Source organism: Ancylobacter sonchi, from assembly GCF_018390695.1.
Taxonomy (GTDB): Bacteria; Pseudomonadota; Alphaproteobacteria; order Rhizobiales; family Xanthobacteraceae; genus Ancylobacter; species Ancylobacter sonchi.
The window spans coordinates 1-21,463 of record NZ_JAHBGF010000013.1; the positions used below are offsets into that span (position 1 = coordinate 1).

The following is a 21,463-nucleotide window of genomic DNA, read 5'->3' on the forward strand; positions in this document are numbered from 1 at the left end:
ATAAACCACCGGCTCCAGCGGCCATCCTGTCCCTGAAGCCCTGCCAATCAAGCCAGGCCGAAAGGCCCACTATGCATTAGAGTCCAACCGGACCACTCAATAGGGGCAGGCCACGGCGCCGCTGGCTTGATCAACCGGCGCGCCTCCGCAAACCAACACCCAGCGAAAGCAGGACGTCAACTTGACGTAGCTCTGCAACGGCCTCTTCGGGCTCGCGCGCCTTCTGCGCTATCGCGCCCCCTCGAAAAGCCAGCATCGAGCAGGACCACTTCTCAGAGAGCAAGTCAGCAAGCCTACGCTGCCATTCGGGGCACGATGACCCCAGGCATCGCCTCATCATCGGAAATTACATCCGGCTCGTCGCCCGCGAAGAGAATTTTCGCAAGCCTGATGAATTCAAACATGTCTGGGTCTTTGTCATAGCTGACGATGGCCTCGATGATCTCCAGCCTCCGGGCGTTGTCACCGCCTGCAAGTACAATCACGGCAAGAACACCAGCCAGTCGTTTTGGCGTCATGTGGCAGCCTCCCACATTTTATAAAGATACCGGAATTGTTTCTGTTTTTTAATCGCTTGCGATATACGCATCGCGTCATGCTCTAGTCAGAGGAGGCTACAACCACCCTATGATTGCGCCGATGCAATGCCCGATGGGGTATTTAGCGACCATCCGTAAGAACGAAATGCCATTCGAGTGACCGCGGCGACCGGGCATGTCGGCCCTTGCGAGTTCGGCTCTCGAATTTCACAACGAGCGTACGGATATTAACCGCCCACTCACGTTCGCGACGCGCTTCGAAGCATGCTATGTCTACCCTGGGGAGGGGCAAGAGAGAAGCGTTTATGCACCTCAATGGGATAACGCCTATGTATCGGATTGATTCGTCCAGCTGATTTTACGGCTAGTTCGGCCGATACGAGCGATGTATCTAGCCTTAGTTGGATAGAAAATCGATCCAGATAACTTCTATTTTGGATAGATTAATCTTATAAACTCTAAAAATATATACGCTTCACGTTCCAAGGCGTTAGAAGTGATGCCAAAAATACTGATAATCGACGACAGTTCGACAAATCGACGCATCTATTCGGAACTGTCGCGACAGCTTCAGGCGGATGTTCGCGTCCGTACCTTCGAGAACGGACGAAAGGCACTGGACTGGTTGGCGGAGAACACGGCCGATCTGATCATCACGGATTATCGGATGCCGCAGATGACCGGCGCGTCGCTGATCAGCGCCGTGCGCGCGCTGCCCCAGCACCGGGATCTGCCCATCATCGTCGTCACTGCCTATGACGATCGCCGCTATCGTGTCGCGTCGCTGGAAGCGGGAGCGACGGATTTCCTGTTGAGTCCCGTGGACCACGTGGAGTTTCTCGCGCGGGCACGCAATCTTCTCAAGCTGCGGGCCCAGCACCTGCTCATCTCTCAGCGGGCGGACCAGCTGGAGATGAATCTGAATGCCACGGACCTGCTGCTCCGCGAGAGCCGGGACGCCCTCGCGCAGGTGATCGACACCGTGCCCGCCCTCATCAGTGCCGTCGATCTCGATGGCCGCTGCGTGTTCGTCAATGCGCATCAGGCCGCCTTCGTTGGCAAGATGCCCGCGGAACTCGTGGGCCATTCGGTCGAGGCACTGTTCGGGGAGGAAAGGGGGCACATCAGCCGCAGGTTGGACCAGTTGGTATTGAAGACCGGATACCCTTTGCTCCCACGCGAGGAAGAGGTCGTTACATCCTCGGGCGAGCACCGCGTCTATCTGACCAGCAAGGCTCCTCTACACGACGGTACGAGCCGAATCACCAGCATCCTGAACACGTCGATCGACATCACCGAGCGACGGCAGGCGGAGAGGCGCCTCGAATATCTGGCCAACCACGATTCGCTCACTGGCTTGCCGAACCGGTTGATGTTGCGCGACCACTTACGTCGAGAACTCGCGCGCGGCCGCCGGGGTGATCAGAATTTCGCGCTGCACTTCATCGATCTCGACCGCTTCAAGGCAGTGAACGACGCCGATGGGCACCAGCGTGGGGACAGACTGCTGCAGAACGTGGCGGAACGCCTGAAGCGGCTGGTTCGTCCGGGGTATACCGTCGCTCGATTGGGAGGCGACGAGTTCGCCGTCCTTCAGCCCGACATTGATGGGCCGGAGGACGCCGGGCAACTGGCCCAGTCGATTCTCGATATGCTGGCCGCCGAGGACGACGATCTCGAGGCGATGAAGATCGGCGCCAGCGTCGGTGTCACGATCGGGCCCCCGGATGGGGCGGATCCGGATGAACTGCTGAGGAACTCCGACCAGGCCATGTACCTCGCCAAATCGCTCGGCGGAGGGACCTGGCGCTTTTTCTCGGCTGATATGGCGCCGCGTGCGAGCCAGAGAGCGCAGATCGAGACCGAATTGCGCAGTGCGGTAAAGCGTCAGGAGTTCGAGCTTCACTATCAGCCGCTCATCGAGTTGCGCAGCAACTGCGTCGTGGGCGTGGAAGCGCTGCTGCGCTGGCGGCATCCGCAACGCGGATTGCTGCGGCCGGATGCGTTTCTCAACCTTGCCGAGGAGAGCGGCCTGATCGTGCCGATCAACGAGTGGGTCCTACGGGAAGCGTGCCGCCAGGGAGTTTCCTGGCAGGCAGCGGGAGTGGGCGCGCTACGGATCGCCGTCAATTTGTCGCCGATCCAGTTCCGGCGCCAGAAAGTGGGAGAGTTAGTGCGCGAGGTCCTCGCGGATACCGGGCTGCGCCCTGATCTGCTGGAGCTGGAGCTGACCGAGGGAATCCTCATCAGCGACGATGAGCAGATCGTCACGGAAATGGAACTGCTGCGCTCGCTCGGCGTCAGTCTTTCCGTCGACGATTTCGGCACCGGCTATTCGTCGCTGAATTACATTCGCAACTTTCCGCTGCAACGTCTCAAGATCGACAGCTCCTTCGTGCGGGATCTCGCTCATGGCCCGCGCGCGCTTGCCATCGTCCGGACCATCATCGATCTCGGGCACATCCTGAATCTGCAGGTGGTGGCAGAGGGGGTGGAGGAGGAAGCGCATCTCACCGTGCTGCGGGCAGAGGGCTGCGACGAGGTGCAGGGTTATTACTTCAGCCGCCCGATTCCGCCCGATGCCTTCGTCGAATGGCTGCTGGCGCGCGAGGCGGAGGGGGCCGGCGTGTGCAGGGACGGTGCTGGACGGGTGCATGTCGGTCGGATCTAGTCTCCTGGAAGCGGTTGCGAAACCGCTTCGGTGGATGGGCGGCCGGTTGCGCGACCGGCCCGACAGCGAACACGAGATGAGCTTCAATCGCCTCGTCTTCGCGTGCATCATCGTCGTCGTCCTGCTGGTGAACCGCAGCAGCAGCGATGTCGGCGACGCTCTTCGGGTCATGGCGCTTTACATACCGCTAGCCCTTGGAGTGCTCGGACACATCGTTCTCTTCCCGGGCATCTCGCGTGGGCGGAGACTGTTCTCGCTGCTGCTGGATTGCGGCTTTCTGTCCTGGCAGCTGCACCTGGGGGGCGAGATCGCCTCCCTGTTCTTCCCGATCTATCTTTGGGTCATCTTCGGCAATGGCTTTCGCTTCGGCCTGTCTCAACTGGCCGTCGCCATCCCCGTCGCCACCCTGAGTTTTGCGGCCGTCGTCTGGACGACACCCTACTGGTACGAGCAGTGGCACCTTTCGGCGGGTCTGCTCATCGGCCTCGTCATCTTGCCGGCCTATTCGGGCACGCTCATTCGCAAGCTCTCGCAGGCCACCAAAGTTGCCGAGGAGGCCAGTCGGGCGAAGAGCCTGTTTCTTGCGAGCGTGAGCCACGAGCTGCGCACGCCGCTCACCGCTATCGTCGGCATGACCGGGCTGCTGCGGGGAACGCCGCTGGTTCCCGAGCAGCGCGAAATGGTGGAGACGGTGGATGTGGCCACGCACTCCCTGCGCTCGCTCATCGACGGACTGCTCGATCTTTCCCGCATCGAGGCCGGCCGGATGCCGGTACCGGAGGGGCCGTTCGATCTGCTGGCACTGCTGCTCGACGCCCGGCGGCTCGTCGAGAGCCAGGCACGCGAGCGAGGGTTGAGTTTCGATATTCATGTGACGCCGCGAACGCCGCTGTACCTGTCCGGTAGCCGGCAGCACCTGCATGAAGTGCTGATCAATCTGGTCGGCAATGCCGTCAAGTTCACCCACCAGGGAGGGGTGACGCTGGCCGTGGATGCCGAACCGGAAGAGAGCGGAAGCCTTCGACTGACGGTTGAGGTGTCCGATACCGGCATCGGTATCGCTCTCGCCGATCAGGCCCGCATCTTCGAGGATTTCACTCAGGCGGATCCCAGCATTCTCAATCGCTTCGGAGGGTCCGGCCTCGGGCTTTCGATCGTCCGTCGGCTCATCCATCTTATGGGCGGGACCGTTGCGGTGGAGAGTGAGCCGGGAATGGGCAGCACGTTCCGTTTCCACCTCACCGTCTTGCCGGTTTCCGACGAAGAACTAGCGGGTGAGGAGCCCTGGCGTGACCAGGGGGTGGCGCTGGTCTGCCGCGACGTCTCGCCATTGACCACGTTTCTGGCAGCCCTGTCCTCGCTGGGGATCACGCCGATCATCGTGGATCCCCGGCTTGGCCCGGCGCGCATGTTCCCGCCGGATGCGATGGGGGCCATCCGTGTGCTGTTCGAGCCGGACACGCGCCTTCTGCCGCTCCCCGCTCCCGCCTCGTCCAGTTCCTCCAGGCCCCTGCTCATTCGGCCGGGGGCCGGGGCCGGCCTTTCCGACATGGAGACGCGCCATTCATGCGCCAGCCTGCTGGGCGACAGCCCTACCGTCGCGGAGCTCCGGCGGGCGTTGACCGTGGCATGCCGGATCGCGGCTCGTTCCACCGGCCAGGTAACCGAGGCGCCGCGATCGCTGGCAAGCCAGCCGCGACATCTCCTGCTGGCGGATGACAATCGCATAAATCAGAAGGTGTTTCGCCGCATTCTCGAGGGTGCCGGCCATTCCGTCCTGGTCGTGGAGAGCGGGGAGCAGGCGCTCGACGTACTGGCCGAGCGAGCCGACGAGATCGACCTTGTGCTGATGGACTTCAACATGCCCGACACCGATGGGTTGGAAGCTTCCAAGCTCTATCGGATGATGGCGACAGGGGCCGACCGTCTGCCGATCGTCGGGCTGACGGCGGATGCGACGGCGCAAGGCGATCAACGTTGGCGCCAGGCCGGAATGGACGCCTGCCTCATCAAGCCTATCGAACCCTCCGCCCTGCTGGCAGCGGTCGATCGCCTGGCAAGAAAGACGGGAGCGGCTTGGATACCGGTGCCGCGGCTCGCGGATGCGAAAGAGGCCGCCGTATCGGCTTTGGACGACCGGGCCATTGAAAGTCTCCGCCAGCTCGGTGGTGCCCGGTTCGCGACCGAGCTGATGGAGGATTATCTGCTGGACGCCGAAGTCATTCTCCGCCGGCTGGTGGAGACGGCGGAGCGTGGGGACTTGCTGGCGTTTCGCAACGAGGCTCATGCCTTGCAGAGCAGTTCCGCCAATGTCGGCGCCCTCGCTCTCGGTACCTTCTGCCTGCCATGGCGGGAGTTGCGGGCACAGGAACTCCGCGCCGGGGCCGCCGAGCTCCAGCGGCAGGCAGATGAGGAACTGCACCGGACGCGGGACGTCATGCGGGCGTGTTCGGAGCGTATGTTGGGTCTTAGCTGAGGGCACAACCCGGCGGGCACAGGGCCCGCCGGGTTGTGCGTTGCGCGGCATTATTCGGCCGCCGTGAGCAGGGGCATCGGTGCCGCGAGCGCTGCGAGCCGCCGGTTTTGCGCCGTGCAGAGCCGGTCCATCTTTCTGAGGTCGGCTTCGGTCAGGTTGAGCGCAGCTTCGGCCCAGATGTCGACGACGTCGATGAGTTCCTCGAGCGTGATCGGATTGACGCGCCGGCGTGCCCGATACATGGCGTGATGGGCATTGTGCTTGCGGTTGTGACGCGCGACATAGTCGATCACCGCCTGCCGCCCCTGTCCATCCTCGGCCAGGATATCGACCACGCCCATGGCATGCAGTTCTTCGGCCGTGTGGATGCGGCCGGAGAGAATGAGCGCTTCGGCCTTGTCGCGATCCATGCGCCGCGACAGGAAGCTGTAGGCGCCCATGCCGGGGAACATGTTGAACAGGATCTCCGGCAGGCCGAGTTTCGCGCTGCGCTCCGCGACGATGAGGTCGAAGGACAGCGCGTGTTCGAAGCCGCCGCCGAGGGCATCTCCCTGCACCAGGGCGATGGTGACCACGGGGGTGTCGAACGCGACGGCATTGCGGTGGATCGCCTTGACCGCGACATGCCCGTAGTGGCGCATCGCGTTGAGGTCGCGGGTGCGGATCCGTTCCGCGAAATGGCCGAGGTCGCCGCCCAGATTGTAGATTCCCGGCACGTCGGATGCCATGACGAACCATGAGAACGGCGCGGCGGCAGAACGAGGCAGTTCGGCGAAGGTTCGTGTGATCGCCGATTGCATCCGGCTGATGTCGTCCATCAACTCATGCGTGTAGGACGGCTTGCCGACGGGCTTCATGAAGCACCAGCCGATGGCGTTCGCGGCGTCTACGTCCAGCCGGAGGTTGTCGTAGCCGGTAGCGCGCAGTGCGCGGATCGCCTTCTCCGTGGCGAGGTGCGGAGTGTCGGTGGTCGCGTGAGCACGTATGGCGGCATCATGAATCGTGTCGATAACGGGCATCTTGTCGCTCCATTTGCGAAGGGTGGATCGATGACTGCCACGCGATGAAAGTCGCAGGACAGATCGCCCTACATTAGGCGCGCCACTTGATGCGAGGGCCACAAACTATCGGATTAGCAAATCGTTAACGCTCAAATGATGCGGACGGGTCCGTTCGCGCGCGATCCAAATCCTGGCCAGCGGAGGAAACGGCGATTGTCGCTTAGATCACGGAAGGACGTTCTACACGGCTGATGCCTGATACGCCTGTCGAACACAGCAGCCGTGGCGCGAAAGAGCGATCCGCCCTGCCTCAAACTCGCTTTTCAGATACGTCGTTTGGGTGCATTTCACCAAAATTGAGGGGTCACGACCGAGACGACATTCAAACGAGTAAATATTTTAGATTAAATTTTCGAGAAAAATTCCCGCAACCAATCAACGATCATGTCGCGATATTTTATTTCTCCGGCCAGATCAGGATATAAAAATGGCGACATATGAGGTTAATTACTGGAATTATGTCTCATACCACGAAGAAACAAAAACATTTACGGTTACCAGCGAACCCATACCCTGGCCGGCAATTTATAACGACGAACAACCCGATTCTTCATTCTACCCTGGAGAAAATATACTTGTAGACGGATATTACGAAACGTATATTGGCTATACCAATCTTGGAATATTGACCTTTTATCAGGGCGTATATGGTATCAGCACACCGACAGCCGCTTATCATACGGGTGACGTTGTCAGCGTTAACGTAACGGATCCCTTCATCGTCTGCTTCCTGGCGGGCACGATGATTTCTACGCCGACTGGCGACGTTGCCGTGGAGGCATTGACAGCCGGTGATCTCGTCCTCACGACGGAGGGCGCCGCCAAGCCCGTGCGCTGGCTTGCTCGACAGACTGTCTCGACCGTCTTCGCCGATCCGTTGCGAATCCTGCCAATCAGGATCGCGGCGGGCGCGCTAGGCGATGGCCTTCCCAGCCGCGATCTCTTCGTCTCGACCGACCATGCGCTGTTGCTCGATGGCCTGCTCATTCAGGCGGGTGCGCTGGTCAACGGAACGACAATCGTTCGACATGCCGACATGCCCCAGACTTTCACCTACTACCATGTGGAACTGGACGACCATTCGCTCCTCTTGGCCGAAGGGGTGCCAGCCGAGACCTTCGTCGACAATGTCACACGCCGCAGTTTCGACAACTGGCAAGAAGCGCCCGAAACCCCAATCGCTGAGCTCGACCTCCCGCGGGTGAAGTCGGCTCGTCAGTTGCCTGCCCGGATCCGCGGACGACTGGCGGAGCCTACGGCGGCGTGAGCCAACAAGGTGAAGCCGCCAACGGGCAGCTTCACCCACTTCCTCGATAAGTGAGCGCCTCACATTTGCGAAGGGTGGCGGCATGTCGAAGCAATGGAGGCCCGGCATGGTGTCGGCACCGATGGAGATTGCTCGCGCGCCGAGAAAGCGGACCGTCATTATGCGAGCCGATCACTATCACTTGCCCGATTCAACAAGTGGCGGCAATCCCGGCGGGAATCTCGGCGTACGTTTTCGCTGCGAACGATGCGGACATTTGAGCAACCGATTGTTCGGCATGACGGCGAGCGCCATCGCGCGTGGACTACCCTGCCGGATTTGCAACGCATAGGACCACGCGCGATTGCCGCGCAGAAGCAATCGATCCGTTCTTGAGTGATCGGTTCCTGCATGTTGCGCTAACGAGCGCGACATTGATCTCGGGCTCGAATGGTCCAGCGACCTCCGATGCGGTACTGATCCGCATTCAGGGCTGGTTTTCGGCGGCTTCGATCCCGGTCGCCTCGCCACTCAGGGCAGGATCTCCAGGCTCCTCTGGAAGCGGCAGGCCCACCTTCAACGTGTCGCCAGGTTCGATCGGGGTTGTTTCCGTGGCGTCCATCTCGGAGAGCTCGGCTCCACTGCCCCGCACGATCACATAGCTTGGCTCGAGGCGAAGCGACCGACTACGCTCGATATAGCGGTGGGGCGCCGACACTCCGGCTTCGTACAGCAATTGCTGCGCCGTCTTTATCTTTTGAAGCGTGTCATCGAGCTTCGCCTGGGTCGTGCGCAATTCCGCCGTCAGTTCGTTCGTTCGCGTGTTCTTCAGATCGATCATGGAAATGTCGGCCCGGCTTGCATCCTGCCTGACGCGCAGGAGTTCCGTCTCCAGCCGCAGCTTGTCACCCTGGATCTGCGCAATGGTGCGCTCAAGTCCGAGTTGCCGTGAGGAAACCGCATAGCCCTTCTCGACAAGCCCGGTGATCGCCTGAAGCTCCTGGTTCACCAGGGTCATCTGCCTGTCTTGGGCGGCGATCTGCCCTTGCAACGTCTGGGCTTCCTTCTCAAGGAAGGATTTCAGCTGAACCAGCGCGTTAGTCTGCGCCACCATCGCTTCACGGCGGCCAACGAAAATCTGGCGCTCCTGTCGTATCAGCAGGAGAATACGACTGTCGTCGCCGCGCTTCATCACCTCAGCGGGGAAGCTGACATTATCTAGCCCGTCGAGTTCGGATTGCAGGCGACCGAGCCTGGCGCGCAGCGCATCGCGCTCCTGCCCCAGCAGAATGAGTTCGCCCTGGCCGGCAATGACATCGCGTCCCAGACGGAGCAGACCAGCGTCGGCGGGCCGCTGGATTCCGCCGGCGATCGCGATCGCCTGCAAGACAGTAAGCTTCGGACGATACGGATACGGGCCAGGTCGCATCACATCGCCGGTAGCGTAGAACGGACGGAACTCGGAGACCTCGACAGCCACGCGAGGCGCCTCGACGAGCCCCATCAGTTGCTGCAGGCCCTCGCCGATCTCGCGCCCGATCTCACTCGAGGTGCGGCCGGCCGCCTCGACGGTGCCGATCAGTGGCAGGTTGAGCCGGCCTTCTGGATTGATGGAAAACTCTCCGGCCATCGGGGTCCATTCGAAGATCTCATCCTGCGTGGCGCGCCACTCCAGCACTTTGAGCCGTATCTTGTCCTCGGGACCCAAGCGGTATTCCCGCCCCCCTGCGGCGGGTGGTGGATCGTCTGCCATGGCGGAGCCGGTGAACAGGAAAAGCAGCACCATGGCGAGGCTGGCCTGCCACCGTGTCGCTGCAAGCGGAGCAGAGCCCCCGTTCATGGAGGGCTTGGATGGCCGCCCTTCTGACAACTGGGCCGAGAATTCGCATATCCGAGGTTGAGCGGTCATCTCACTTCAGTTCCAGCACATATTCCGGTTCGATCCGTCCGGCGATCAGGTGCCTGGCGCCGATCAAATTCCCTTTAAGCCTGCCGCGCCTATCGATGTGGGGTTCGGGAAACAGGCTTTTGGCCAGGTTGGCTGCGAGGTTTCGGAAGATCAGGTCTGCTGCGAAACCAACTGGCATGGTACCTTTGCGTGCCAGATAGACCGGGTTCACCATCTGGGAATAGCCGAACCGCACACCACTGACGCGCCCGCTCCTTATGCCGAGATGAACCCCCCGCAGCGAACTCAGTCGGACCACGCGCCCGTGCCGGCGTAGTTGTGCTGTGAAGTCGATATCTTCCTGCCATCCATAAAGCGCCAGCTTTTCGTCGAAACGCACCGCACCTATGGCGCTCGTCCGGATAGACATGTTGCATCCATATGCGCCGAGATGATCAACCGGATCGTGAAAGGGGGGCGGGCTGGACGCAGCATGCTGCAAGATCCTGATTGCTTCCTCGAAGGAGCACGCCTTGTCATGCGCGCCATCGTACAGAACGTCCCCCATCAACACGGAATATTCATTGTGTAATTCGAACTCATCGACGACATTTTTTATGTAATCGTCTGATGGAACAAAATCATCATCGAAGAACGTGATGATATCGAATCCACCTATGGACTGAGATAGAGCGCGATTTCGCTGAGCACATAATCCTCGACCACCGAATACCATTGAAATCGGATAAGAATGCGACGTCTCTTGCTCGACATGGCCTTCGTCGGGTGCCGTGACGAAAACATGATCGGGCAGTCGACTCTGGCTTTCGAGATGAGAGAGGAGGCGGCTTGCAACGGCCTTGCGTCCCAGCGTTGGAATGACGACAGCAAGCTTCATGCGGAGCACTCGCGTTTCAAGCCTGCCAGGGGGCCGGCGATGGGTGAACGTTCATCGCGAAAGATAGGCAGACACGAAAGCCGGGAGGCGCGAGGCAGGCGATGCCATCGGCATCAATTCGGCTAAGGACGTTCCTCCAAAGGACTAAGGCCCGCCAATAGGTGCAAGACGCACACGAACAGCGATTGGTAGCAAAACGATTTCGCCCGCGCGGCACCTCACTTCGCCATTTCGATGCGGACCGTCGGATGTACGCTCCGGATGAACGCTCCGTGCGGTTTGAGCCCCTCCATCAAGCGAGTGACGACACATGAGCGACGTTGCGGTCGATCTGCCTGTCGCTGCCTCCCCAATTCGTGCGGTCGAAACAGCTGAGCTGGCCGCTCCTTTCAGACTCGACACATCAACGCAGACCGGTATGGGCCGCGTCGCCATTGTACATGACTGGTGCCCCTCGTTCCGGGGGGGCGAACGTGTATTGGCCGAGCTCTGCAAGATCATGGGGGGAAGGGACGTTTACACGTTGTTCGACTTTTTATCCCCCGAGGTGAAAAACGAATTCTTTCCTGATATTTCATTCCACACGTCGGTCGCCAACCAATTGCCTGGTGTAAGACGCTATTACAGATCACTCTTCTTTCTCTGCCCGTTCCTGATCGAACAGTTCAATGTGACCGAGTATGATGCCGTCATCACGTCATCGGCAGCGTTTGCGCGAGGTGTCCTGACTCGACCCGATCAGCCGCATGTGTGCTACGTGCACAGCCCGGTCCGCTATGCTTGGGACGAACAGTTCTCCTATCTGAGCGAGGGTCGGCTGGGCTATGGCCCGAAGGGGCTGCTGTTTCGGCACATGCTCCATAATCTGCGGATCTGGGATACCCGCACGGCGCATGGGCCAGATGTGATGCTGGCGAACTCATGCTATGTGAGAGATCGGATCCGGCGCATCTACGGGCGAGACGCACAGGTGGTGCATCCTCCCGTTCCGATGGATCATTCCGGCCGTGAATTCATTGCAAAAAAAGATGATTACTATGTAACGGCTTCGTTTCTCGCCCCTTACAAGCGCACAGATCTCGTCATTCGTGCTTTCAACGACATGCCAGGCCGGAAGCTTCTGGTAGTTGGCGATGGCCAGCAAGCACGCTCCCTCCGTTCGTTGGCCACGGGCGACAATATCGAATTCGCGGGATACTTGCCCCGCCTCGACTACGTCGCCGCCGTCGGTCAAGCTAGGGCGCTGCTCTTCGCGGGTTGCGAGGATTTCGGCATCGCAATGGCTGAAGCCCAAGCCTATGGCACACCGGTAATCGCATTCGACCGGGGCGGTGCCCGTGACATCGTGCAACCGCTAGGCGGCGCTTCGAATCCCACTGGTCTGCTCTTCAAGCAGCAAACCGTTGAGGCGGTGCGGGAAGCGGTCGAGCAGTTCGAACGCCGAGAGCGCGAGATTTCGCCGGTAGCATGCCGGCTCAACGCGACTCGCTTCTCGCCGGAGCGCTTCCGGCTGGAGATCGGACGGGCTGTAGAGATGGCGGTTAACATGTGCCGTTGAGCGCGGCACGTCCAATAAACCACCGAAGGTGCTCAGGCGAGTGCCGCTTGTTCCGCATGGTTGGGTACCATGGAGAGTATGTTCGCCTCCGGAGCCGTCAGACCATCTACGAACGCCATCGCCTGCAGATATGCCTGCGCGGAGTCGTTCCACGAAAATCGGGTAGCGCGTAGACGCCCGGCGGCAATCAGTCGGGCGCGCAAGCCGGGCTCACGCTTTAGCCGCCTGAGGCGGTCCAGCCAGGCTTCGGGATCGGTGGGAGAGGCATAGAGCGCAGCATGTCCGCACACCTCCGGCATGCTTGCCCGATCCGACGTCACCACCGCGCATCCTATCGTCATCGCTTCCAGGAGCGGAAGGCCAAAGCCTTCGGTAAAGGAAGGAAACGCCAGACAAAGCGAATCCTGCAAGAGCGCCGTGAGGGCTTCGTCTGGCAGCCGCCCAAGCCAGTGCACATTCCCTGCCGAGACGGCTACGCCATCGTGGTGAAGAACATGCGGATCGACCTGACCGACAATGGCGAGCCGCAGGCTTTCGGCTGCCAGTTTATCGGCGATGCCGAGCAGCAAGGACATGTTCTTGTGAGGGGCTGGACTACCGACGAGGACAACCGTGTCCGGCCCCGCCACGGAAAGTGTGGCCTCGCTGTGCCGACCCTGCCATTGCAAGGCATGCTCGTATCCATTCGGCGCGACCATGAGTTTGGATGATGCGCACAACTCGCGCCCCACCAATTCATTGGCCGAATGCTGAGATACAGTCGCAATCATCTTCGACAATCGGCCAAGAAGCGGAACCATAGCCAGTTGTAGCAGCCGAAACGGCAGCGAATAGCTCGCAGGAAAGCTGCGGGTATTCACATCGTGGATGCACGCAATCTGCTTGCGGTGACAGACGGGACCGCTGTTACCAAGGCTGAGCAGGCCCCCTCGCAATCCTCGAGGTAGGGCAAATTGCTCCCAGAGATGACCGGATGCGAAAGGCCCGCGAACCGGGCCACTATGGCGCAGACGAATGGCCGACAATTTAGGAAGCGCCACCGTACCGGCTGGTACAACCAGCTCGACATCGAGATTCTGCGCCAACGGCTCGGCGGCGGCAATCTTGCGGTCCAGCGCCTGGACGATCTCGCTAGCGTAACGTTGCACGCCTGTGACCTTTTGGGTCAGAAAACGACCATTGATGGCCCAGTGACGTCTCATGACCATCCTCGCGACATTCCTGGCCACCCGTGTCCTGCCCGTCATTGTGCAGGTGCGGCATTTCCGACGCCGCACAACGAAGGTGTTGGAAGGCTGACCAAAGGAGCCGCGTACGTTCGTTCGGTGGCGCGAACTACCGTTTTGGCGTGCAGCCTGGCTCAATGTGCCGGCAGGCCAGACGGTTCGAGTTGAGAGGATCGTGCCGGAGACAGGGCGTCTACCCCACCGCAACGAAACGGCGCAATTCATGTTCCGACCTTATCGCGACGAACTCGACCGGCCCCGCGAAGCACGGGACCCCGCCGCCGTCCGGCACTGGACCATCAATGGCGATTTCACCACGCTCAGTCCCATGGGCGTGGCTCGTTATGCGCGCGAGGTTACGCTGGCGCTCGATGCGCTCGTGATCGAGAAGCATCCGTTGACACGGAATCTGCGTCTCAATCTTGTCGCTCCTCGCCCCCCTACCGACCCGCTGCCATTGCAGGCCATAGCCACGCAGATAGCTCCCGAATATTCTCGGCCGAGGTTGCCGCAATTCTGGGTTCAGCTACAGCTGCCGAGGCATGTGAGGGGCGGCCTTCTCAGCTTCTGCAATCTGGCGCCGGTGATGGTGCGCCGACAGGTCGCCTGCATCCATGACGTGCAGACGCTTACATCGCCGCACAGCTATTCACGCGGCTTTCGGTGGGCGCACCGTGTCATCCTTCCCGTGTTGGGCCGAAGAGCGAGCGCTATCACGACCGTATCGAATCTGTCGCGCGACGAACTGGTGCGCCATGGCGTGGCGCCGGCAGAGAAGATCGTCGTCACTTATAACGGCGCCGATCATGCGAAGGGCTGGCGCCCGGAACGCTCCCACCAGGATTTTGGAACGACACGTCCTTTCGTGCTGTGCCTGCTGCGCAACCAGGTCCACAAGAACCCGGAATTGCTCCTGCGTCTTGCCCAGCCACTAGAAGTGATCGGCGTCGACATGATGATCATGGGTGAGCTCGACGCAGAACTCACCGAGCGCCTGCGGATGTCGGGCGCGCAAAATGTGCGTGTACTCGGCCGGATCAGCGACGACGATTTCGCCGCTGCCCTTTCGCGAGCGCTTTGCTTCCTGCTCCCTTCTCGGGCGGAAGGCTTCGGTCTTCCGGCGGTAGAAGCGATGATGTGGGGGTGCCCGGTCGTTGCGTCCACATCCCCCTGTTTACCCGAGGTTTGTGGCAGTGCTGCCCTGTTCGCCGATCCAGATGATACCACGGCTTGGATCTCCGCGATCGCTCGGCTGCTCGCGTCACCTGAGTTGCACCAACGTTTCTCCTCCGCTGGCCGCAAGCGAGCGAATGAATTCAACTGGCGGCGCGTTGCCGTTGCATATCTAACACTCATGGCCGAGATCGACTGACGTTGCCTCCAATTTCTATCCAGCTGCGAGTCCGTCCCGGCGACTTTATTTTAGCTCTCGAGTGGGCTGAACGGCGGGGGCAGACGCGGAGCCATTCACTGTGCTTAGCATCAGACTCTGCCTCCTCCCGGACAGCGACGTGCCCGCCACCAGTACCGGGCTTCCCCAGGTGCAGTCGCCTACGACCGCAAGCATCCGGAAGCGCCGGCCGTCGGTCATCTGACCGGCAACGAAGTCGAGCGGCCCGCGCTCGTTCAGTTTCATCGGGATCATCACCAGCGCGCATGTGTCGCGGTTCCAGATGGCCGACCACAGCGCCCTCCCTCCGGAGCGACCGATGCCCCCAGAAATGCGGACTGGATTTTCATCAGACCCTGAATGTCTGCTCAGCGATCCCCACGAAACCCGTTTGCAGGGCGAAGAGCGAGCCGGAGAGCGGGGCCGCTTCCAGCAGCGGAGCCGTAAGATCCTGCCGCGCACTGGTCGCGAAAAGAACAGCCAGCCCCTGCCCTCCAAAGGCAACACTCGTGAGGCGCGGTACCGGCAAAGGCATCACAAGCACGCGGTCACCTTCTGACGAGAAGCGGGTGATCCGCCAGCCATCCCAGTGCGCCACCCAGACGCCCCCGTCGGCGTCAACGGTCAGTCCGTCTGGATATCCCTCGTCGATCGCCATCTCGGAGAAAACCCGGCGGTTGCAGAGACCGACGACATCGGGCGCGAGATCATAGGCAAGGATCCGCCGTCCAACACTGTCGCTGAGATAGAGCACATCTCCGCCCGGCGAGAAGGCCGGTCCGTTGACCACGGTGAAGCCGCTATCCGCCAGCACGGGAGGCGATCCCGGAACCCAGCACCACAGCGCCCCTCTCGGGTCGCGCTCGGCGAGATCGCTCGTACCGATCCACAGGCGTCCCCACCGGTCGATCTTGGCATCATTGTAGCCGATGCCGCTGCGTCGCGCTTCGGGATGGCAGAGCGGTTCCATGCCGTCCGTCGCCCAGTCGTACAGCCACAGGCCGTCGGAGGCGCTCAGGACGAGGCGGCCGGGGGCCTCCCCGGCCACGATGGCACCCAGCGGCGGCGGCCGAACGATCCGGCGGGTCTCGACCCTCCCCTCGCCGTCCCTGCGGTGCAGGCGGGCGAGGGCGAGGTCGAGCCAATAGAGGTGGCCATCCACTGGATGCCAAAGCGGCGACTCGCCGAGTGCATCCCCGGTTTCAGCGGCGACCCGGAAGGTCGGGCGTGAGGAGGTCGGTTCGCTGGTCATCGTCCGCCCTTCCCTCTTGCCTCAGGACGCCGCGTCCACCGCCGTTGCACCGGCCGTGCTGAAATCGTCCCCGGCGCGTGAGCGAAACAGGGTCCTCCCTCCGACGGAGATCTCCACGTCGACCCGGTATCGCTCCAGGGCGGCAGGGTCGATCTCGACCCCCAGACCCGGCGCCTCGGGTGCCGCGATCTCGCCATTGCCGTCGCGCTCGATGTGGTTGGCCGTCAACTCCACCGCGAGTGGCTGCAGCGCCACCGGAAATTCGCAGAGCGTGGCCTCGGCTACGCCGGCGAAGGGCTGGAGCGAGGCGCTCAGTGCGAGGTTCGAGGTGAAGGTGTGGTTCACATAGGTGACGCCCTTGGCACGCGCATGGTCGGCCACCCGCTTGGCCGGGCCGATGCCGCCGATGCGCCCGCAATCGATCTGCACATAACCGATGCCGCCGAAATCGATGAGGTTGCGGGCCATGTGGAAATTATGAGCGCCTTCGCCACCGGCCATTTTCACCGTGCCGCGCGCGGCGAGCGCGGCATATTCGCCATAGGCGCTGGCAGCGAACGGCTCTTCCAGCCATGTGGCGCGCGCCGCCTCGAGGGCCGGAAGGCGCTCCGCCGCTCGCTCGACATCCTCACCGAAGATCTGGCCGACATCGACGAGGAGGATTCCGTCGGCGCCCAGTCCCTCGCGAGCGGCGACGAAATGGTCGACATCCACCGCCAGCGTGCCGCGCCCGATCGGACCCCAGCCGAATTTCACGGCCCGAAACCCATCGGCGCGCGAGCGCCGGCCGCGCTCCAGCGTCTCCTGCGGCGTGTCGCCGAAAAGCTGAGAGGCATAAGGCGTCTTGCGACAGGAATGGTCATAGCCCAGTAGCTTCCAGACCGGCTCGCCGCGCGCCTTGCCGAGGAGGTCCCACAGCGCCATCTCGATGCCCGACCAGGTGTGCGCGGCCTGCAGCAGGTCCATGCTGTCATATTCGACCTGCGCGGCCATGCGGGCGATGTCCTGCGGCCCGTCGAGCCGCTGGCCGAGCACGGCGCTTCGGACCGGCTGGCAGGCGCCGTGCGACATCGGGCAGATGAAGGCGGCGATGGAAGGCAACGGAGCCGCTTCGCATTCGCCCCAACCGACATGGCCGGCGGCGGTGACACGCACAACGAGCGCGTCCTGGCTGCCATCAGCCGCGGTGGTGATCTCGGGCATGGCCAGATAGAAAAAATCGACGGCTTCGATCTTCATAGGACGCGTCTTCTCTCAAAAGCAGAATGTTGGGTCGGGTGGCGCGGCGCGGTGTGTCAGACCCGCTCGCCGGCGCGTTGCATCAGTCCGATGGCGAAGGTAATGGCGGCGGTGCACAGAAAGATCAGCGTTGCCAGGGCGTTGATCTCCGGAACGAAGCCGACCCGCATCATCGCCCACAAGCGGATCGGCAGTGTGGTCTGCGATCCCGCGACGAAGAGGGTGATCAGCGTCTCGTCGAAGGAGATGGCGAAGGCCAGGAGGACGCCGGAAATCAGTGCCGGCCGCATCTGCGGCAGGATCACATAGCGCAGCGTCTGCACCCGCGAGGCGCCGAGATCGAGCGAGGCCTCGGTAAGGCTGCTGCCCAGCAGTTGCAGTCGCACCAGCACCGTGCGGTACACCACCGGCACGATGAAGACGACATGGGCGATGATAATAGTCACCAGCCCGCGGCCGAGATCGATCTCGCGAAAGGCGATCAGCAGCGAGAGGCCGGTGATGATCGGCGGCAGCAGGAACGGCAGGAACACCATGGTCTGCATGGCGATGCCGAGGCCACGCCGTGCCGAGACGAAGTAGAAGGCGAACATCAGCGCCAGGACCAGCGCCAGTAGGCTCGACATCGTCGCCACGACGAGCGACGTCGAGAGCGCCGCGAGGATCTCGCCATTGGCGAGCAGGGCGACATAGGGATCGAGCGAGAAGGGCGCGAAGCCCAGCTTGCCGCGTACCCGCACGATCTGGAAGAAAGAGAGCGCTGCGGTCGCCAGCAGCGGGGCATAAAGCGCGATGAGGCCAACCCCGGCCACGAGGCCGAGGAGCGCGTCAAGGAACGGCGCCTTCTGCTTCATCGCACATGCTCCCGCCTGAGGCTCAGGCCGGCGAGCGCCACCGCAAGCAGCGTGGTGGCGAGCAGAATGACGGCGAGAGCGGAGCCGAGCGGCCAGTTGAGCGCGAGGCCGAACTGACTGAAGACGATCCGTCCGAAGGTAAAGCCCTGGGTGCCACCCACCATTTGCGGCGTGACGAAATCGCCGAAGGTGAGGATGAAGGTGAACACGGCGCCCGCCGCGATGCCCGGCCGCCCGAGGGGCAGGACGACATCGCGCAGCGTCTGTATCGGCGTGGCCCCGAGGTCGGCGCTTGCGGCGAGATAGTTCGCCGGGATGCGATCCAGTGCCAGATACATCGGCAGGATCGCATAGGGCAGATACAGCACCGCGAGGGCGATGAAGATGGCCGTGCGCGAGAACAACAGCGCCTCGATCGGCTGATCGATCAGCCCGAGCCCCAGCATGGCCTCGTTCAGCAACCCGCGTTGCCCCAGAATGGAGCGGATCGAATAGACTTTGATGATGTAGCTCATGAACAGCGGCAGCATGAAGCTCATCAGGATCAGGAAGCGCATGCGCGGGGTGCGACGGAAGATGAACAGCGCAATGGCGGTGGAGAGCGCCACATTCACCAGCGTGACCTGAAGCGACAGCCCGACCGTCTGCAGATAGACGGGCAGATAGCTGCCGTCGGTGAAGAAGGTGCGGTAGTTTGCGAGTGTCGGGATGAGAAGAATCTGCCCATCCTGCAACGTCCAGAAGCTCACCACCACGAAGGACAGGATCGGGATCACCACGAAGAGCAGCGGCAGGCCGAGATTGAGCGCATGGCCAAGGCCGGCGCGCAGGAGGTCTTGTCGATCGCGTCGAAGGGAGGTGTTCATCGCGCCCGTCCTCACGGTGCCATCTGCAGCAGAGCGGCGTCGTCGGCCGCCCAGCGGAGCCTGACGGATGCCCCCGGCCGAAGCCCGGCGACCGAACCATCGGCGAGGCGGCGCACCTTGATCACGGCTCCCGGCAGCGCGGGATTGAGCAGCTCGATCATCACATTGGCGCCGAGAAAGCGCACATCCGCCACTTCGGCCGACAGCCCGTGCGGGGCGGCCGGATCGGCGTCCAGCCGAACATGCTCGGGGCGCACCGCCACCAGCACGGCGCTTCCAGTCGCCGGTGCCGGCCCGTCAACTGTCGCGTCGAGAAGCCCGGCGGCGGTATCGACCGTGCAGAGCCGGCCGTCGACCGCGGCCAGCGTTCCGGGGATCAGGTTGTTGTCGCCGAGAAAGGAGGCGGTGAAAGGCGTGCGGGGGCGGCGATAAAGCTCCTCGGGCGCTCCCTCCTGTTCGATGCGGCCGCGATTGACCACGATGATGCGGTCGGACAGCGCGATCGCCTCTTCCTGGTCGTGGGTGATGAAGACGAAGGCGATGCCGAGCCGGCGCTGCAATGATTTGAGGAAGCGCTGCATCTGCGCGCGCAATTCGACATCGAGGGCGGACAGCGGTTCGTCGAGGAGAATGAGCCGCGGTTCGCAGATGATGGCGCGGGCCAGCGCCACGCGCTGGCGTTGGCCGCCGGACATCTGCGCGGGATAGCGTCCACCGAGGGTGCCCAGCCCGACCGTGTCCAGCACCTCGGCGACACGTTTGGCGATCTCCGCCTTCGGGCGCCCGCGCACCTTCAGGCCATAGCCGACATTCTCGGCGACCGTCATGTGGTGGAACAGCGCGTAGTCTTGGAAGACCGTGTTGAAGGGGCGCCGGTTGATCGGCACGGCGGAGAGGTCGCGCCCCTCGAACATCAGGCTTCCGCCGTCGATCCCCTCAAAGCCGCCGATGATGCGCAGGATGGTGGTCTTGCCAGAGCCGGACGGCCCGAGGATGGTGAGGAATTCGTTGTCGGCCACGGTGATGTCGATGCCGTCGAGCACACGCACCGCGCCATAGCGTTTCGAGACGTTGTTAAGATGGAGGAGAGGCTGCACGCGTGTCGTTCCGTCATCCGGTCGAGGGAGGCGGCATCCGGAGGCCGCCCGAGGGTCACGGCCGGCCCGTCGGGCCGGCCGTGTCGGAGGCGGCGGCTATTCGGCCGCCTTGACCTCGTTCCAGATCGCCTGGCGGCGTGTGTAGTCCTCGGGATTGTCCGCCCAGATCAGGCGGCTGGCGTAATCCATCCCCTCGGGAGCGTCGGTGGTCGAGCCGTAGCCGAACTTCTTCGCCATATCGGCGCCGATCTTCTTCTGCAGCACGAAGTTCATCCAAGCATAGGCGGCGTCAGGATTGGACGTGCCCGCGCTGACCGTCAGATTGTCGAGCCAGCCGACGGCGCCCTCCTTCGGGATGGCGTAGCCGACATCGAAGCCCTTCTTCTGCAGGTTGATAGCCGCGAGCTCGCCCATGGAGAACATCAGCACCACGTCGTTCTCGGTCCAGATGGTGGTGCCTTCGTCGAAGCCGGCGAAATAGGTGAGCAGGTTGCGCTTGAGGGCGATCAGCTTGTCCTTCACCTGCGCGAACTGCGCATCGGTGAGGTGGAACGGGTCCTTCATGCCCAGCACGATGGCGCCGAAATTGATGGCGTTGTTGGCGTCGTCGAGCGAGATGACCTTGCCCTTGTATTTCGGGTCCCACAACACCTCCCAGCTTTCCGGCGCGGTGGGAAAGGTCTTCTTATCATAGACCATGCCGAGCGAGCCCCACGCCCACGGCACGCCATAGGTGGCGCCGTCGAAGGTCGCGTTCGCCATGCCCCGGAACTCGGGGAGAAGATTGCCGGCGCTGGTGAGCTTGGCCTTGTCGATCGGAGCGATGAGCTTCTGGTCGGCATAGGCCTTGAGGCTGGCGGTATCGATGGTGACGACGTCGTAGTCCTTGCCGTTCGACGCCTTCATCTTCGCGATCTGCTCGTCGACACCGCCGACATAGGTCACCTTCACGGCGATGCCGGTTTCCTTCTCGAACTCCTCGACCCAGGCTGGATCGGCATAGCCCTCATAGGCGAGCAGGCGCACCTCGCCCTTCGGCTGGGCGACGGCCGCCGCCGAGGAGAGAAGGGTAAGCGTGGTGAGCGATGCAGCCACTGCCCTCGACATCCAATTCATCGTCTGTTCTCCATCTGGCGCCGTTCGGCTTGAGGCAAAAAAATCATATTTAATTTTGACGGTCAATTCGGCGCTTGAAGAAATCG

The 21,463-nt window shown here is 62.2% G+C and carries 16 protein-coding genes and 1 pseudogene; 5 read left to right on the plus strand and 12 right to left on the minus strand.

Going from position 1 to position 21,463, the window contains the following annotated elements; translation table 11 throughout:
* Nucleotides 1–293 precede the first annotated feature (293 nt).
* Nucleotides 294–518: a hypothetical protein gene (locus tag KHC28_RS06145; protein ID WP_214007470.1), complete on the minus strand. Its 225-nt coding sequence runs from the start codon at nucleotides 516–518 to the stop codon at nucleotides 294–296.
* A 520-nt stretch (nucleotides 519–1,038) separates the two neighbouring features.
* Between KHC28_RS06145 and KHC28_RS06150 the strand changes: the two genes are divergently transcribed.
* Together KHC28_RS06150 and KHC28_RS06155 are read left to right on the plus strand one after the other, a co-directional pair.
* Nucleotides 1,039–3,210: an EAL domain-containing response regulator gene (locus tag KHC28_RS06150; RefSeq protein WP_214007471.1), complete on the plus strand. Its 2,172-nt coding sequence runs from the start codon at nucleotides 1,039–1,041 to the stop codon at nucleotides 3,208–3,210.
* Entirely contained in the window at nucleotides 3,194–5,686 is a 2,493-nt protein-coding gene (locus tag KHC28_RS06155; RefSeq protein WP_214007472.1) for a hybrid sensor histidine kinase/response regulator, read from the plus strand. Before KHC28_RS06150 ends, KHC28_RS06155 begins: the two co-directional genes overlap by 17 nt.
* Before the next feature lie 50 nt (nucleotides 5,687–5,736).
* On the opposite strand, the gene KHC28_RS06160 is transcribed toward KHC28_RS06155, so the two are convergent.
* Complete coding sequence (locus KHC28_RS06160; RefSeq protein ID WP_214007473.1) at nucleotides 5,737–6,705, minus strand: crotonase/enoyl-CoA hydratase family protein; 969 nt, start codon at nucleotides 6,703–6,705, stop codon at nucleotides 5,737–5,739.
* Nucleotides 6,706–7,174: 469 nt separating this feature from the next.
* Here KHC28_RS06160 and KHC28_RS06165 point away from each other — a divergent pair, with 469 nt between their 5' ends.
* A complete protein-coding gene (locus KHC28_RS06165) occupies nucleotides 7,175–8,014 on the plus strand; it encodes a Hint domain-containing protein (RefSeq protein ID WP_214007474.1) in 840 nt (279 codons plus the stop codon).
* Between the two features lie 466 nt (nucleotides 8,015–8,480).
* Here the strand turns inward: KHC28_RS06165 and KHC28_RS06170 are convergent, their stop codons facing one another.
* Together KHC28_RS06170 and KHC28_RS06175 are read right to left on the minus strand one after the other, a co-directional pair.
* Nucleotides 8,481–9,779 carry a polysaccharide biosynthesis/export family protein gene (locus KHC28_RS06170; protein ID WP_214007475.1) on the minus strand — a complete coding sequence of 433 codons (1,299 nt, stop codon included), beginning with the start codon at nucleotides 9,777–9,779 and terminating at the stop codon, nucleotides 8,481–8,483.
* 124 nt (nucleotides 9,780–9,903) lie between these two features.
* Nucleotides 9,904–10,779 (minus strand): glycosyltransferase family 2 protein, encoded by an 876-nt coding sequence (locus tag KHC28_RS06175; RefSeq protein WP_214007476.1) that lies wholly within the window; start codon nucleotides 10,777–10,779, stop codon nucleotides 9,904–9,906.
* Nucleotides 10,780–11,197: 418 nt separating this feature from the next.
* Here KHC28_RS06175 and KHC28_RS06180 point away from each other — a divergent pair, with 418 nt between their 5' ends.
* The gene (locus KHC28_RS06180; protein ID WP_214007592.1) at nucleotides 11,198–12,337 is read left to right on the plus strand and encodes a glycosyltransferase; all 1,140 of its coding nucleotides are present in this window, start codon (nucleotides 11,198–11,200) and stop codon (nucleotides 12,335–12,337) included.
* 32 nt (nucleotides 12,338–12,369) lie between these two features.
* Here KHC28_RS06180 and KHC28_RS06185 read toward each other — a convergent pair whose 3' ends face one another.
* The gene (locus KHC28_RS06185; protein ID WP_214007477.1) at nucleotides 12,370–13,539 is read right to left on the minus strand and encodes a glycosyltransferase family 4 protein; all 1,170 of its coding nucleotides are present in this window, start codon (nucleotides 13,537–13,539) and stop codon (nucleotides 12,370–12,372) included.
* 247 nt (nucleotides 13,540–13,786) lie between these two features.
* On the opposite strand from KHC28_RS06185, the gene KHC28_RS06190 reads away from it, so the two are divergent.
* A complete protein-coding gene (locus KHC28_RS06190; RefSeq protein ID WP_214007478.1) occupies nucleotides 13,787–14,935 on the plus strand; it encodes a glycosyltransferase family 4 protein in 1,149 nt (382 codons plus the stop codon).
* 120 nt (nucleotides 14,936–15,055) lie between these two features.
* Here KHC28_RS06190 and KHC28_RS06195 read toward each other — a convergent pair.
* From KHC28_RS06195 to KHC28_RS06225, 7 genes and pseudogenes are all read right to left on the minus strand, one after another.
* Nucleotides 15,056–15,172, minus strand: a pseudogene (locus KHC28_RS06195) (IS3 family transposase); the annotation flags it as partial.
* Between the two features lie 130 nt (nucleotides 15,173–15,302).
* The gene (locus KHC28_RS06200; protein WP_214007479.1) at nucleotides 15,303–16,205 is read right to left on the minus strand and encodes an SMP-30/gluconolactonase/LRE family protein; all 903 of its coding nucleotides are present in this window, start codon (nucleotides 16,203–16,205) and stop codon (nucleotides 15,303–15,305) included.
* Nucleotides 16,206–16,226: 21 nt separating this feature from the next.
* Nucleotides 16,227–17,444 carry a mandelate racemase/muconate lactonizing enzyme family protein gene (locus tag KHC28_RS06205; protein WP_214007480.1) on the minus strand — a complete coding sequence of 406 codons (1,218 nt, stop codon included), beginning with the start codon at nucleotides 17,442–17,444 and terminating at the stop codon, nucleotides 16,227–16,229.
* A 56-nt stretch (nucleotides 17,445–17,500) separates the two neighbouring features.
* Nucleotides 17,501–18,298 carry an ABC transporter permease gene (locus KHC28_RS06210; protein WP_214007481.1) on the minus strand — a complete coding sequence of 266 codons (798 nt, stop codon included), beginning with the start codon at nucleotides 18,296–18,298 and terminating at the stop codon, nucleotides 17,501–17,503.
* On the minus strand, nucleotides 18,295–19,164 hold the full coding sequence (locus KHC28_RS06215; RefSeq protein ID WP_214007482.1) for an ABC transporter permease: 870 nt from the start codon (nucleotides 19,162–19,164) through the stop codon (nucleotides 18,295–18,297). The genes KHC28_RS06210 and KHC28_RS06215 overlap by 4 nt, the downstream gene beginning before the upstream one ends.
* Nucleotides 19,165–19,175: 11 nt before the next feature.
* A complete protein-coding gene (locus KHC28_RS27825; protein WP_214007483.1) occupies nucleotides 19,176–20,261 on the minus strand; it encodes an ABC transporter ATP-binding protein in 1,086 nt (361 codons plus the stop codon).
* Nucleotides 20,262–20,357: 96 nt separating this feature from the next.
* Nucleotides 20,358–21,377, minus strand: coding sequence for an ABC transporter substrate-binding protein (locus KHC28_RS06225; protein WP_214007484.1), 1,020 nt, complete (start codon nucleotides 21,375–21,377; stop codon nucleotides 20,358–20,360).
* Between the last annotated feature and the right edge of the window lie 86 nt (nucleotides 21,378–21,463).